The sequence below is a fragment of the Rhodococcus sp. SMB37 genome (genome assembly GCF_004345605.1).
Taxonomy (GTDB): domain Bacteria; phylum Actinomycetota; class Actinomycetes; order Mycobacteriales; family Mycobacteriaceae; genus Rhodococcus.
Genome location: NZ_SLVY01000001.1, coordinates 138,173 through 152,806 on the forward strand (window position 1 = coordinate 138,173; position 14,634 = coordinate 152,806).

Below are 14,634 nucleotides of genomic sequence, written 5' to 3' on the forward strand. Positions count from 1 at the left end.
TGCGCCACCTGTGGACAACTCGGCGTGCAAGCATGATCAGGTCGGTCGTTTCGGTTACGCCGGGTGGGAGGGAGTTTCACTGATGCAGGTGGCAGAACTTCTCGAGCACGTGGGATCCGCGATCGATGTCGTCGGTGTCGCATGCATCGTTCTCGGCGCGGCCCTGTCCAGCTGGATCGCACTGGATTCGTGGCGGCGAAGGAGCGGGGCGAGGATCTACGAGCCTTATCGCCGAAATCTCGGGCGCTCCATCCTGCTCGGACTCGAGTTCCTGGTCGCGGCCGACATCATCAAGACCGTCGCGGTCACTCCCACGTTCACCTCGGTCGGAGTGCTCGCGATCATCGTCCTCATCCGGACCTTCCTCAGTTGGTCGCTCCAGCTCGAGATCGAAGGCCGGTGGCCATGGCAGAAGGAGGAGGAGCCCGCCGTTACGGTGAGCTGAGCTCATCGCGGCAACCCAGCAGGAACTGTCGTTCGACGTCGTTTCCGGTCTGTTCGGCCGCGAGGGTGTACTCGTCCGCGGCCTCCGTCCTGCGGCCGAGGCGTCGCAGCAGATCGGCGCGCACGGCGTGGGCGCGACCAGATACAGCCGGTCGTGGAGCTGCACGATCTGAGACCACTCGGTGGCGGCAACAGTGTGTGCATCCGAGTGCAGGCGGCGATGGCCGCCTGGATCTGGTACGGGCCCGGCGTGTTCCACCGCAGACAATGGCGGACGAGGGCCTGCCCCTCCTCGACGAGCGCGCGGTCCCACAGCGACCCGGTCCTGATCTGCGAAGAGCACGAGTTCACCATCGTCCGTCGTCCGTGCCGGACGGCGCGATTCACCGAGCAGCATCAGCGCGAGCAGGCCCGAGGTCTCTGGATCGTCGGGCAACAGCCCGGTCGGGGACGGGCCAGACGGATGGCTTCGGCACACAGGTCGACAGCGACGAGATCACTGCCCGAGCTCGACGTGTGCACTTCGGGCTTCCGCCTGGCTGGTCGTGCGGGTCTGCTCACATCGTGCGCGGTCTAGTGTGCGCCGCCGCGCGGTCGTGATGATCCAGTGTTCCCTTCGGGCCTGCGCCGGCATTTCCCGGCCTCTCACCTACTACACGAACGGTAGGCGCCGGATTCGACAACGATCCGAAGATTTCTCGATTCGCTAGCCGAGGCCGACGGCCGCAGCCATCGCGTCCCTCGGTGCGGGACTGCCCGTGAACTGTTCCACCTGACCGAACGCCTGATGCAGCAGCATCGTCAGTCCGGAGACGACGACGCTGCCACGCGCGTGTGCGGCCTCACCCAGCGGAGTCGGCCACGGGTCGTAGATCGCGTCGAGGATGAACGGTGCCTGCGCCAACGTGTCGGAATACGGTGCTGCCGCGGCAGCGGGCACCGTCGAGACCAACGCTCCGGACGCCGCACACACCTCACCCAGTGCCGGATCGTCGAACGACACCCACTGCGGCGTGACTCCCACGGCCTCGGCGCAGTCGAAGGTTTCGGCTGCTCGCTGCTCCGAGCGCGCCACGATGGTCACCTCTCGGGCACCCAGGTCGGCGAGGCCGACGATCGCGGGGCGGGAGGTGCCGCCGTTGCCGACGACGACCGCGGACCGTCCCGTCAGGTCGTTTACACCGATGGTGCCGAGCGCGCCGCTGACACCGTCGATGTCGGTGCAATCGGCACGCCAGCCGCCGTCGATGCGGACGAGGGTGTTCGCCGAGCCGATCGCGACCGCCCGCTCGGTGCGTTCCGTCGCGAACTCGAGCGCGGCGAACTTGCCGGGCATCGTGACGGACAGGCCGACCCACTCGTCGCCGAGACCGGACACGAGATCCGGTAGCTGCTCACCCGTGCATTCGATGCGCTCGTAGGTCCAGTCCGTCAGTCCGAGTGCCCGATACGCGGCGAGATGCAGCAGCGGGGACTTCGAATGACCGATCGGGCTGCCGAGTACTGCGGCCTTGCGGGGTCTTTTCGTACTGTTCGTACTGTCATCTACCACTGTCGAGGATTCCGCTTTCGAGAGCCAGCCGAGTATTGACGAGGTGTTCCTCGTAGGTGTCGGCGAACAGTGTCGTGCCCTGGTCGTCGATCGTCACGAAGTATGTCCATTCGCCCGGTTCCGGGTTTTCCACTGCCTGCAGGGCACCGATGCTCGGAGACGAGATCGGGGTGGCCGGCAGACCGACGCTCGCGTACGTGTTCCACGGCGTCACGCGGGCGCGGTCCGCATCGGTGGTCGCAAGTTCGGTCTCGTCGAGCGCATAGTTGACCGTCGAATCGAACTGCAGCATCTGGTCGATCTCGAGTCTGTTGAGGATCACCCGTGCGACCCGCGCGAAATCGTCCGGCATGGCTTCACGCTCGACCAGGGACGCAGCGACGAGCATCTCGTACGGTGTCAGGCCCACCGTCGGTGCTGCGGCTGCAATTCCCGTCTCGTCATATCGGTCGGCGCTACCGGTCACGAGTGTGCGCAGCACCTCGGTAGGTTCGGCCGAAGGGTCGAAATCCCAGCTACCGGCGGCGATCAGGCCTTCGAGTTGACGCTCCCGGTTCGGGACCTGCGCCACCGCGTCGCGCGCCCATACCGGGACCCCGAGTGCATCCAGTTCGGTGTTCGCCCCCGCTGCAACGAGTTCGTCGTAGGTCAGGCACTGTGTGACACCGGCATCGTCGTAGCAGCTTGCTTCCGCGATGAGGGTGTAGATGCCCTTGCGGACGGCGCCGGTGTTGACATCGCGGATGTCATGGAGCTGCCGGCCCTCCGAGATGACGAGCGCGCCTACCCGGCTTTCCGGGGCGACGAAGGCAGTGACCGCGTCGACACCGGAGATGTTGGTGGGGATCGCATAGAAGCCTGGGTGCACGGCGTTCATGCCGGCATTCTGCACCGCGGCATTGTAGAAAGCGCCGGCACTGGCGGTCACACCCTTGTCGGCGACTTCGCTGCTGATCTCGGATGCGGTCTCGCCGGGGTGCACCTGCACGATCGCGACGGGGCCCGCGGGTCCGGTGAAGTCGGGCGGCAGTCCCGGCCCCAAGAACCGGTTGTAAGCAAAGTAACCGCCGCCCACCACCACGATGAGCAGCAGCACGGCTGCCAGCGAGCCGACAACCTTGCCTCGCTTACGCCGCTTCGCCGATGCGGTGGTCTCGGCCCGCTGTACCGCCGAAGCGCCCACGGCGGCAGGGGCTGCGCGATCGTCGTCGTCATCCCGCCACTCGGCATCCGCGTCGTCGTCAGCGGGGATCGCGGCGATGGTCTCGGTCCGGTCGAACACACCTGGCTCGTCGTAGTCCGGCTCGTCGTAGCCTGACTCGCCGTAGCCCGCCGCGGCGTAGTGATCGTCTTCTCGACGATGAGCATATGAGTAACCACCGACGTATTCGTCGTCGTGACGGGTCCGCCGGGGTTCGTCCTCGAACGGTGCTTCCTGCTGTGGCGGAGGGCCATCGAACACCCCCTCCTCGAAATGCAGCACGTTGGTGGGGTCGTCGTCCGGATGCCGACCGGCTCCCGGTCGGTGCTGGCCGTATTCGTCGCGCTGGGGCGACGCGGGCGGGATGAAGCGACCTGCGGGGTCGTAGTGACCGGCGTAAGGGTCGCTGAACATTCCGCCCTGCCGAGCCTCGGGAGTGTCGTCGCCGTACCGTCCGTCCCGGCTCACCGGCCGCTCCCCTGGTCCCCGTCTGCCACGTTCAATGCTGCACTCCGCTCGTCCAACCAACCTTGCAAGATGGCGACGGCGGCGGCCTGGTCTATCACTGGCCGCGCACCGCGCGCGCTGACTCCGCTGTCGCGAAGCGCACGCGCCGCAGTGACCGTGGTGAAGCGTTCATCGGCCATCCGAACGGGAACCTCGGGAATTTGCCGACGAAGTCGACGCGCAAATTCGCTCGCCAGCTTCGCGGCCTTCCCCGGCTCGCCGCGCAGGGTCTGCGGCAGCCCGACGATAACCTCAACCGCCTCATATTCCATAACAATCTGGACAATGCGCCGGAGATCGGGCGCGTCGGGGCCACGTTGCTTGGACCGTGCCACAGTCTCGACCGGGGTCGCGAGGATACAGTCGGGGTCGCAGGACGCCACGCCGATCCGCACACTGCCGACATCGATACCGATTCGACGGCCCCGGCCAGGATCATCCGAACCGGGACGATCAGGGCCGGGTCGCTCGGCCACGATCAGCCGGCCAGCTCGCGCAGCCGACCGCGGAACGCATCGAGCGCCGCATCGATACCCGAGGCGTCCGAGCCTTGTCCCTGGGCCATGTCGGGCTTGCCGCCTCCGCGACCACCGATCGCCGGCCCGAAGCTCGACACGAGGTCGCCGGCCTTGATGCCCTTGCCCCGCGCAGCGTCGTTGGTCGCCACGACGAACGGCACTTTGCCGTCGGTGCTGCCGAGCAGCAGCACCACGGCCGGATCGCTGCCGAGCCGTCCACGGATGTCGGACACCAGGGTGCGCATGGCATTACCGGACACACCTTCCGGCGCCCGGCCCGCCACCACGAGGACGTCGCCGATGCGCTCCGCCTTGTCGGCGAACGAACCTGCCGCGGCAGCCACACTCGCGGCGCGACTCTTCTCGAGTTCCTTCTCGGCGACCTTGAGACGCTCGAGAAGCGATTCGACTCGTCCCGGAACCTCTTCCGAAGGCACCTTGAGGGTCGACGACAGACCCGCGAGCAACGCGCGTTCCTTGGCCAGGTGCCGGTAGGAATCAAGGCCGACGTAGGCCTCGACGCGGCGGACACCCGAGCCGACGGACTGCTCGCCGAGCAGCGTGACAGTGCCGACGTGCGACGAGTGCTGCACGTGCGTGCCACCGCACAGTTCCATCGAGAACGGCCCGCCCATCTCCACGACACGTACTTCGTCGCCGTAGTTCTCACCGAACAGCGCCATCGCGCCCATCTTCTTGGCCTTGTCCAGGTCGGTGACGAAGGTGTTCACCGGGTAGTTCGCGGCGACCGCCTCGTTGGTGACAGATTCGATGTCCCGCTTCTGCTGGTCCGACAGCGCACCCGGCCACGAGAAGTCGAAACGCAGATAGCCGGGCTTGTTGAGTGAACCGGCCTGCACGGCGTTCGGGCCGAGGACCTCCCGCAGCGCCGCGTGCACCAGGTGAGTACCCGAGTGCCCCTGGGTGGCGCCCTTGCGCCATTCCGGATCGACCTGAACGAGGACGGCGTCGCCTTCGACGATCTGGCCCTCGAGCACCGTGACCTTGTGCACCCACAGCTGCTTGGCGATCTTCTGCACATCGTTGACCTTCACGCGCAGGCCGGTGGCGGTGATGGTGCCGACATCGGCGATCTGACCGCCGGACTCCGCATACAGCGGGCTGCGGTCGAGGATCACTTCGACATCCTGTCCCGCGCTCGCGGCGTGCAGGCGCTCACCGCCGGTGATGACGGCAAGCACGTGTGCCTCCGAGACGAGCTCGCCGAAGCCGGTGAACTCAGTGGGGCCGCGGTCGAGCAGTTCCTTGTAGACCGTCAGGTCGGCGTGGGCGTGCTTGCGTGCGCGGGCATCGTCCTTCGCACGCTGCCGCTGCTCGGCCATGAGCGAGCGGAAGCCGTCCTCGTCGACTGTGAGACCGGCTTCCGACGCCATCTCGAGGGTCAGGTCGATCGGGAACCCGTAGGTGTCGTGCAGCGCGAAGGCCTCGGAGCCGCCGAGCACGGTCTTGCCCTGGGCCTTCACCGACTCGACAGCACCTTCGAACAGCTTGCTGCCGGTGCCGAGGGTCTTGAGGAACGCCGTCTCCTCACCGACAGCCACGGTCTCGATGCGCGCGAAATCGGTGGACAGCTCGGGGTACGACGGGGCCATGGTGTCGCGCACGACGGCCATGAACTCGGCCATCGTGGGCCGCTCGGCGCCGAGCAGGCGCGCGGAACGGACGATGCGGCGCAGCAAACGGCGCAGGACGTAACCGCGGCCGTCGTTGCCGGGGTTGACGCCGTCGACGATGAGCATCGCAGCGGTGCGCGCGTGGTCGGCGATGACACGGAAACGCACGTCGGAGCTGTGATCGGAGCCATAACGACTCCCGGTCAGTTCCTGCGCCTTGTCGATGACGGGGCGCAGCAGGTCCGTCTCGTAGACGTTCTCGACTCCCTGGAGCAGGAACGCGACACGTTCGACACCCATACCGGTATCGATGTTCTTCTTCGGCAGCGGGCCGAGGATCTCGAAGTCTTCCTTGCTGGTGCCCTCGCCACGCTCGTTCTGCATGAACACGAGATTCCAGATCTCGATATAGCGGTCCTCGTCGGCCTCCGGACCGCCTTCGACGCCGTAGTCGGGGCCGCGGTCGTAGAAGATCTCCGAGCACGGGCCGCACGGGCCGGGGATGCCCATCGACCAGTAGTTGTCCTTCATCCCGCGACGTTGGATCCGCTCGGCCGGGACACCGATCTTGTCGTGCCAAATCGAGTATGCATCGTCGTCGTCGAGATAGACAGTTGCCCAAAGCTTTTCGGGATCGATCCCGTAACCGCCCTTGTCGACGGAGTCTGTGAGCAGCGACCACGCGTGCGTGATGGCTTCTTCCTTGAAGTAGTCGCCGAACGAGAAGTTGCCGGCCATCTGGAAGAAGGTGTTGTGCCGGGTGGTGATCCCCACCTCTTCGATGTCGAGGGTGCGCACACACTTCTGCACCGAGGTCGCCCGCGAGTAGGGCGGAGTCTGCTGCCCGAGGAAGAACGGCACGAAGGGGACCATGCCTGCGTTGACGAACAGCAGGTTCGGATCGGCCAGGATCAGCGAGGCGCTCGGCACTTCGGTGTGGCCTGCCTTCACGAAGTGGTCGAGAAAGCGCCTGCGGATCTCGTGGGTCTGCACGTCGATGGTCCTTTGTGGTCTGACGGTGGCGGAGCTGCCCGGCAAGGGGCGGACGATCAAGTCAATCGGCCGCCTTTCAGCTTATCGCGCCACCGCGAGCGGATTATCAGGACCGCGGCGGCTACCGCGGTCCGCGCACGATCCGACGCAGCTTCGGCAGCCGCGACGACAGATCACGCTCGACGCCGCGGCCCGTCGGCTCGTAGTAGTCGACACCCACCAACTCGTCGGGCGGGTACTGCTGTGAGAGGACACCGTCCGGGTGGTCGTGGGGATATCGGTACCCGATGGCGTTACCGAGCTTCTGCGCACCCTGGTAGTGACCGTCACGCAGGTGACTCGGCACGGGCCCGGCCTTACCCGCCTTCACATCGCCGATAGCAGCGAACAGTGCGGCGGTCACCGATCCGGACTTCGGCGCGGTGGCAATGTGGATGGTGGCCTGCGCGAGGGCGAGCTGGGCCTCGGGCATACCGACCTGCTGGACCACCTGAGCCGCGGCCACTGCCGCCTGGAGCGCGGTGGGGTCGGCCATACCGACCTCCTCGCTGGCCTGGATCATCAGGCGCCGGGCAATGAACCGCGGGTCCTCCCCCGCCACGATCATCCGCGCAAGATAGTGCAAGGCGGCATCGACATCGGAGCCGCGCAGCGACTTGATGAAGGCACTGGCGACGTCGTAATGCTGATCGCCGTCGCGGTCGTACCGGACCGCGGCCCTGTCGATGCTGGATTCGACGGTCGGCAGGTCGATGACGGCATCGGTGTCGCCGGCCCGGTCGAGAGCGGTTTCCGCGGAGGCTTCCAACGCCGTCAGGGCGCGGCGGGCATCGCCGCCGGCGAGCCGGACGAGGTGATCGAGCGCGTCATCGGTGATCACGACCGCCCCGTCGAGCCCCCGCGGATCCGTGCGGGCCCGTTCGAGCAACGCGCGGATGTCTTCCGGGCCGAGAGGCTGCAACTGCAGCACCAGCGACCGCGACAGCAGAGGTGCGACGACGGAGAAGGACGGATTCTCGGTCGTGGCCGCCACCAGCAGAACGATCCGGTTCTCCACCGCGGCGAGCAGAGCGTCCTGCTGGGTCTTGGAGAAGCGGTGGACCTCGTCGATGAACAGCACGGTCTGCTCGCCGTGGGTGAGCCGGCGACGCGCGAGATCGATTACGGCGCGGACGTCCTTCACGCCTGCGGACAGCGCGGACAACGCTTCGAAGCGTCGACCCGTGGCCCCGGAGATGAGCGACGCGAGGGTGGTCTTGCCGGTTCCCGGAGGCCCGTAGAGGACGACGGAAGCGGCACCTGAGCCTTCGACGAGTCGCCGCAGCGGCGCACCCGGCTCGAGTAGGTGCTGCTGGCCGAGGACCTCGTCGAGGTTCGCCGGGCGCATCCGTGCCGCCAGCGGTGCGTTCGGCCCGGTCGGGCCGACCGGGGCGCGACGGATCGACGGTTCCAGGTCCGGCTCCGGTTCGCGCGGCGCTTCGAACAATGCGTCCGGTTCGGCCGACGGGTCGTTCGCACCGAAAAGATCACTCACGCCGACGACGCTACAAGCGCCACCGTCCTTCGAGCGAATGTGCAGTCGATCTCCTCGCATCGAAGGAGTGTGCCGTTCGCTCGGAAAGCGGTGCCCGGAAGACGAACGCTCGGTGAAATCTCGGAAGGAATTCCGCTCCTTCGTCGGACGCGCGCCGCGAACTGTGTTCGGATCGGTGCGTGATCTCTACGCGATTGTCCCGCCGCACTTTGCTCCGCTCCGGAGTCGGTGTCGCCGGCGCCGCCGCACTCGCCGCCACCGGGAGCACGGCATCGGCGTCACCAGAGATGTTCCACCACGGCGTCGCCTCCGGAGATCCGCTCCCGGACGCGGTGATCCTGTGGACACGGGTGACCCCGTCGCCTGAGGCAACACCCGGTTCGGGGCTCGGACCCGAGACAACGGTGCGGTGGGAACTCTCCCGCGACGCGAACTTCAGGACGATCGACGCGACCGGAACAGTCACCGCGTCCGCCGCATCGGACCACACCGTCAAGATCGATGCGACCGGACTCGCCCCAGCAACCGAGTATCACTACCGTTTCGTCGCCGGAGATATCGAGTCGCCGACGGGACGCACCCGCACCGCACCCGCACCGGGCGCACCGACGGGACAACTGCGCTTCGGGGTGGTGTCGTGCTCGAATTGGGAGGGCGGCTACTTCGGTGCGTACCGGCATCTCGCGGCCCGCGACGACCTGTTCGCGATCCTGCATCTCGGCGATTACTTGTATGAATACGCCGCCGGCAAGTTTCCTGTCTCCGAGACCACCCCCCGGACCCACGCACCGGCCAACGAGATCGTGACCGTGACCGACTACCGGATCCGGCACGGCCAGTACAAGACCGACCCCGATCTGCAGGCCCTCCATGCGACGGTGCCGTGGATCGTCGTGTGGGACGATCACGAATCGGCAAACGACGCCTACGCCGGCGGTGCGGAGAATCACGATCCGGCGACCGAGGGCGATTGGGCCACGCGCAAGGCCGCCTCGGTCAGGGCCTACTCGGAGTGGATGCCGGTCCGAATGGATGGCACCCGCCTCTACCGGCGACTCCAGTTCGGGGACCTCGCCGAACTGTCCATGCTCGATCTGCGCAGCTACCGGAGCCAGCAGGTCGGCCCGGGCGCGGAGTGGCGCACCGCCGACGACGACACCCGCACGATCACTGGGCCGGAACAGATGGCGTGGTTGACCGCGGGGCTGACGAGCTCGCAGACGAAGTGGCAGTTCGTGGGTAACTCGGTGATGATTGCACCGGTGCTCTTCCCGCCCCTGGACCCGCACACGACAGGCGCGCTGACCGAGCTCCTCGGTGTGCCGGCGAACGGGATCCCATACAACGCCGACCAGTGGGACGGCTACCCGTCCGACCGTCGCCGACTGCTCGACGCGATCACCGCGGCGGGCCGTCGCAACGTAGTGTTCCTCACCGGCGACATCCACACCTCGTGGGGTGCAGACATCCCGATCGACGCCGCCGCGTACCCGAGCGCAGGAACGGTGGCGACGGAGTTCGTCGTGCCGTCCGTGACCTCGGCGAACATCGACGAGTTGCTCGGGGTTCCGCCGCGGACGGTCGGCCCGGCGCTCGAATCGGCCATCCGATCCACCAATCGGCACATCGAGTACGTCGAACTCGACTCGCACGGCTACGGGGTACTCGACGTCGCACCGGAGGCGGTGCAGATGGAATGGTTCCACCTGCACAATCCCTCCGATCCCCGGACCGGCGTGACACGGGCCGCGGGGCTACGAGTTGCCGCAGACAGCGCGAGGACGGAGCCGGCACCACCGATCTAGAGCGACGACGTCAGGACTCCCCGCGCTGATCCAGATGCAACAGGACAGCGCGCGCGTGTGCCGCCACATCGTCGTGTCCGGTGTCGGTCGCGAAATCCGCCAGCAACGACCACCGCGAGCTCAGCGCAGGGATCCGCGCCACAGACAGTTCGTGCGTCCGCACCGACGCGATGCGGGCGTGATCCTCGGGCAGGAACAGGTGGGTGCTCAACCAGACGCAGGCGAGTTGAGCGTCGAGGAGACGCTCGGCGAGAACTTCGTCGTAAGCGAGTTGCGGCCACATGCCCACCACCTCGGCGCGCCAGGCATCCGCCATGGCCCGCACCCGCTCGGAGGTCAACGGTGCTGCACACAGGCACAGTGGGAACGAGGTGAGCGCGTACGCGATGTCGAGGGTCGCGTCGCGGAACCCACCCCATTCGTAATCGAGAAACTGCACCCCGTCGTCGCCGACGACGATGTTGTCGGGGCACAGATCCGACGGACTGAATGCGCGGAATCGGCCCCCGGTGAACAGTTTCGCTGCGCGTTCCGCGCGGTCGAGTACCGACTGGGAAACGGTGAGCCCGAAGTCGGTGGCAAGCAGTTCGGGCACGCCCCGGACCGCGTCGATGGCCTGTTCGGCCACCGCATCGCTGACGGATACGACGCCGGCTCTGCGGAGCAACGCCGAGAAGTCTTCCTCACGGCCGACGGTCGCGGCATGCATGCGACCGAGAGCCTGCGCGAGCGCCATGAGCGTGTTTCCGACGGTATCGGTGTCGCCGCTGCGCAATAGCGTCGCCAGCGGGGTGGCGTCGCCGAGGTCGCTGAGCACCAGCAACCGGGTCTCGAAGTCGTAGGCGAGCAGTTCCGCTCCGGGTCGATGGTCCTTGGCGAGCGCGGTTGCGAACTGGTACGACACGGCTTCGCGGAGGAAGGCGACCTCCTCGTCCGTCGTGGCGCCGCGGAGGTCGACATGGCCGGCGCCGCGGGTCGGCGGCACCTGCTTCAGGACGAGAGTGCGGGGCAGCGAGAAGGGGTTGGCAGCAACTCGCACGCGAAGAACCACCGAGCGGCCACTGCCGCCGAGATCCACAGGATCCGCGAGCGTAACCGGGGCGCCGGTGCGACGAGTGAGCAGCGTCTCCGCTGCTTGCACTACCTCCGAAACGGGGTCTGCCAATGTTGCGGTCATCACCGATCAATCTACATTGTCGCGGCCACCGACAGGGCGTGCGGAATTCCCCACCGACTCGGGACCAAGGTCCATTTCGACCGAATCAGCGACGCCGCATTGCCTCGCCCGGCCGAGTTGCGCCTGATCATCGACATGTTTCCCCGAAACGGACAATCCGCACCCGAGTGTCCGGCCTCCTCGAAAGTTCTTCTCGGAAGCGCGAATCGAGGAGGTCTTTTCGGTGCGAAGATCGTCGACAGTCACAACTTCGGTATATCAAGATGTTCCGTCGTATCCGAAATCCGTATCTCGAGATCGACGAACGGGGCGCGTTCACAGAGATGGACGCGCCCCGTCAGTGTGGGGGCAAGACTTCCGCGGCGGCCGCCGCGGTCAACCTACTGCGCGGCGGCTGCCGCGGTGTCCTTCACATCCTCGGGCTTGAAGTCCATTCCGGACTCCTTACGCTGCGCCTCGCTGATCGGGCCGGGCGCGTCGGTGAGCGGGTCGACTCCCCCACCCGACTTGGGGAACGCGATGACCTCGCGGATCGAGTCCACACCGGCGAGCAGTGCAGTGATCCGGTCCCAGCCGAAGGCGATACCGCCGTGCGGCGGCGCACCGTACTTGAATGCCTCGAGCAGGAAGCCGAACTTCTCGTTTGCTTCGTCCTCGGGAATTCCCATCACCTTGAACACACGTTCCTGGATGTCGGGCCGGTGGATACGAATCGAGCCGCCGCCGATCTCGTTGCCGTTGCAGACGATGTCGTAGGCGTAGGCCAGCGCCGAGCCCGGATCGGTGTCGAACGTGTCGAGGAATTCTGGCTTCGGCGAGGTGAATGCGTGGTGCACCGCCGTCCACGCGGACGAACCGAGAGCGACGTCACCGGACGCGGTCGCATCGGCGGCCGGCTCGAACATGGGGGCGTCGACCACCCACACGAACGCCCACGCATTCGGGTCGATGAGGTCGAGCTTGCGAGCGATCTCGCCGCGCGCTGCACCCAGCAGGGCCCGCATCGGTTTGGTCGCACCGGCCGCGAAGAAGATGCAGTCGCCGGGAACGGCACCCACATGTGCGGCGAGCCCGGCCCGCTCGGTGTCGGTGAGGTTCTTCGCGACGGGGCCGGTCAGCTCGCCGTCCTCGCCCACGAGTACGTACGCGAGGCCCTTGGCACCGCGCTGCTTCGCCCACTCCTGCCACGCGTCGAGCTGACGACGCGGCTGCGACGCACCTCCCGGCATGACGACCGCACCGACGTACTCCGCCTGAAAGACCCGGAAGGTGGTGTCCTTGAAGAACTCCTTGCACTCGACGAGCTCGATGTCGAAGCGCAGGTCCGGCTTGTCGCTGCCGAAACGTCGCATGGCGTCGGCGTACGTCATGCGCGGGATCGGTGTCTCGAGCTCGTATCCGACCAGGCGCCACAGCGCGTGCAGTACCTCTTCGGCGAGCAGGATCACGTCGTCCTGGTTCACGAACGCCATCTCGATGTCGAGCTGGGTGAACTCCGGCTGCCGGTCGGCGCGGAAGTCCTCGTCGCGGTAGCAGCGCGCGATCTGGTAGTACCGCTCGATGCCACCGGCCATGAGCAGCTGCTTGAACAGCTGCGGTGACTGCGGCAGAGCGTAGAAGTTGCCGGGCTGCAGGCGCGCAGGCACCAGGAAGTCACGGGCACCCTCGGGTGTCGAGCGCGTCAGCGTCGGAGTCTCGACCTCGACGAACTCGTGATGAGCGAGCACCGAGCGGGCAGCGGCGTTGACCTTGCTACGGAGCCGGATGGCCTTGCCCGGCCCTTCACGGCGCAAGTCCAGGTACCGGTACTTGAGGCGGGCCTCTTCGCCGGCCTGATCGTCGAGCTGGAACGGCAGTGGCGCCGCCTCACCCAGCACCTCGAGTTCGGTGGCGTTGACCTCCACCGCTCCCGTCGGGATCTCGAAGTTCTGATTGCCTTCGGGCCGGATCTCGACGACTCCGGTCACCTTCACGCAGTATTCGGCGCGCAGCTTGTGCGCCTGCTCGAGCACCTCTGCGTCACGGAACACCACCTGGGACACGCCGGAGGCGTCGCGCAGGTCGATGAAGATGACCCCGCCGTGGTCGCGGCGCCGGGCAACCCAACCGGTGAGGGTGACGGTTTGCTCGGCGTGCTCGGCTCGCAACGAGCCGGCGAGATGGGTGCGCAGCACGGAATTCCTTTCGAAACGATCATCGACGGGGTTCGTCGCTGCAATCCTACGAAAGACACGAATTGCCCGAGCACACACGTGCCGAATCGGTCGTGCCAGACTTGTGCGGCTCGAGTGGCTCGACGACAAGGCGGATGCGATGACGTTCAACCAAGGCGCACGTCGGGATGCGGACAGAATCCGTGTCGGCGGCGGGGGACGCGGCGGCAAGATCGCGCTCGGCGGCGGCGCCGGCGGCCTGATCGTCTTGATCCTGGCGCTGTTGTTCGGCGGCGATCCGTCGTCGTTGCTCGGCTCCGGCACCCCGGACCAATCCGGGCAGTACAGCCCCGGAGGCACACTCGAGGGATGCGAAACCGGAGCCGACGCCAACTCCGACGTCGACTGCCGTGTCGCCTTCACGGTCGAATCTCTCGACACGGTATGGGAGCAGGAGCTCGTCAGACAGACCGGTGTCGCCTACGAGCTGCCGGAGGTCGAGCTGTTCACCTCCGCGACCTCGACCGGGTGCGGCAACGCCACGAGCGACATCGGCCCGTTCTACTGTCCTGCGGATCGGACCGCGTATTTCGACACCAGCTTCTTCCAGCAGCTCGTGACACAGTTCGGTTCGAGCGGCGGACCGCTCGCCCAGGAGTACGTGGTCGCGCACGAGGTGGGTCATCACCTGCAAAATCAGCTCGGAGACCTCGGCCGCGCGCAGTCCGATCCCCGCGGCCCCGAGTCGGGCGCGGTACGCACCGAACTCCAGGCCGATTGCTACGCCGGGGTGTGGGCGCACTACGCGGACACCCTCCCCGACCCGGACACCGGAGTGCCGTTCCTGACACCGCTCAGCGAGAACGACATCCGCGACGCGCTGTCAGCGGCCTCTGCGGTCGGCGACGACCGCATCCAGTCCGCGGCGACGGGTCGCGTCAACCCGGAAGCATGGACCCACGGCTCGTCCGAGCAGCGCCAGAAGTGGTTCATCGCGGGATACAACACCGGGCAGATCGCAGCGTGCGACACCTACTCCGCTGCCGATCTGGACAACCCTGCCGCGCTTCGCTGACGACCGGCTTCACGAGACCTCAGGCCACCAGTCGTCCACCG

At 66.8% G+C, this 14,634-nt stretch carries 10 protein-coding genes and 1 pseudogene; 3 read left to right on the forward strand and 8 right to left on the reverse strand.

The window, feature by feature from the left end; genetic code table 11:
• Positions 1–82 precede the first annotated feature (82 nt).
• Positions 83–445 carry a DUF1622 domain-containing protein gene (locus tag EV641_RS00690; protein ID WP_132470752.1) on the forward strand — a complete coding sequence of 121 codons (363 nt, stop codon included), beginning with the start codon at positions 83–85 and terminating at the stop codon, positions 443–445.
• Here the strand turns inward: EV641_RS00690 and EV641_RS29610 are convergent.
• The 6 genes and pseudogenes from EV641_RS29610 to EV641_RS00715 all read right to left on the reverse strand — a co-directional run.
• Positions 432–969, reverse strand: a pseudogene (locus EV641_RS29610) (DUF6596 domain-containing protein); the annotation flags it as partial. The gene EV641_RS00690 and the pseudogene EV641_RS29610 sit on opposite strands and share 14 nt — an antisense overlap.
• A gap of 181 nt (positions 970–1,150) precedes the next feature.
• Positions 1,151–1,996: a shikimate dehydrogenase gene (locus EV641_RS00695; RefSeq protein WP_132470111.1), complete on the reverse strand. Its 846-nt coding sequence runs from the start codon at positions 1,994–1,996 to the stop codon at positions 1,151–1,153.
• Positions 1,986–3,665, reverse strand: a complete 1,680-nt coding sequence (locus tag EV641_RS00700; protein ID WP_241996709.1) for an endolytic transglycosylase MltG — start codon at positions 3,663–3,665, stop codon at positions 1,986–1,988. Before EV641_RS00700 ends, EV641_RS00695 begins: the two co-directional genes overlap by 11 nt.
• Entirely contained in the window at positions 3,662–4,186 is a 525-nt protein-coding gene (gene ruvX, locus EV641_RS00705) for a Holliday junction resolvase RuvX (RefSeq protein WP_199233112.1), read from the reverse strand. The genes EV641_RS00700 and ruvX overlap by 4 nt, the downstream gene beginning before the upstream one ends.
• Positions 4,183–6,849, reverse strand: a complete 2,667-nt coding sequence (gene alaS, locus EV641_RS00710; protein ID WP_132470115.1) for an alanine--tRNA ligase — start codon at positions 6,847–6,849, stop codon at positions 4,183–4,185. The genes ruvX and alaS overlap by 4 nt, the downstream gene beginning before the upstream one ends.
• A gap of 121 nt (positions 6,850–6,970) precedes the next feature.
• On the reverse strand, positions 6,971–8,383 hold the full coding sequence (locus EV641_RS00715) for a replication-associated recombination protein A (protein WP_132470117.1): 1,413 nt from the start codon (positions 8,381–8,383) through the stop codon (positions 6,971–6,973).
• A gap of 179 nt (positions 8,384–8,562) precedes the next feature.
• Here EV641_RS00715 and EV641_RS00720 point away from each other — a divergent pair, with 179 nt between their 5' ends.
• Positions 8,563–10,188 carry an alkaline phosphatase D family protein gene (locus tag EV641_RS00720; protein ID WP_241996711.1) on the forward strand — a complete coding sequence of 542 codons (1,626 nt, stop codon included), beginning with the start codon at positions 8,563–8,565 and terminating at the stop codon, positions 10,186–10,188.
• Between the two features lie 10 nt (positions 10,189–10,198).
• On the opposite strand, the gene EV641_RS00725 is transcribed toward EV641_RS00720, so the two are convergent.
• Complete coding sequence (locus EV641_RS00725; protein WP_054718223.1) at positions 10,199–11,365, reverse strand: hypothetical protein; 1,167 nt, start codon at positions 11,363–11,365, stop codon at positions 10,199–10,201.
• Between the two features lie 380 nt (positions 11,366–11,745).
• Positions 11,746–13,539: an aspartate--tRNA ligase gene (aspS, locus tag EV641_RS00730; protein WP_054718231.1), complete on the reverse strand. Its 1,794-nt coding sequence runs from the start codon at positions 13,537–13,539 to the stop codon at positions 11,746–11,748.
• Between the two features lie 139 nt (positions 13,540–13,678).
• Between aspS and EV641_RS00735 the strand changes: the two genes are divergently transcribed.
• Entirely contained in the window at positions 13,679–14,593 is a 915-nt protein-coding gene (locus EV641_RS00735) for a neutral zinc metallopeptidase (RefSeq protein WP_132470119.1), read from the forward strand.
• Positions 14,594–14,634 lie beyond the last annotated feature (41 nt).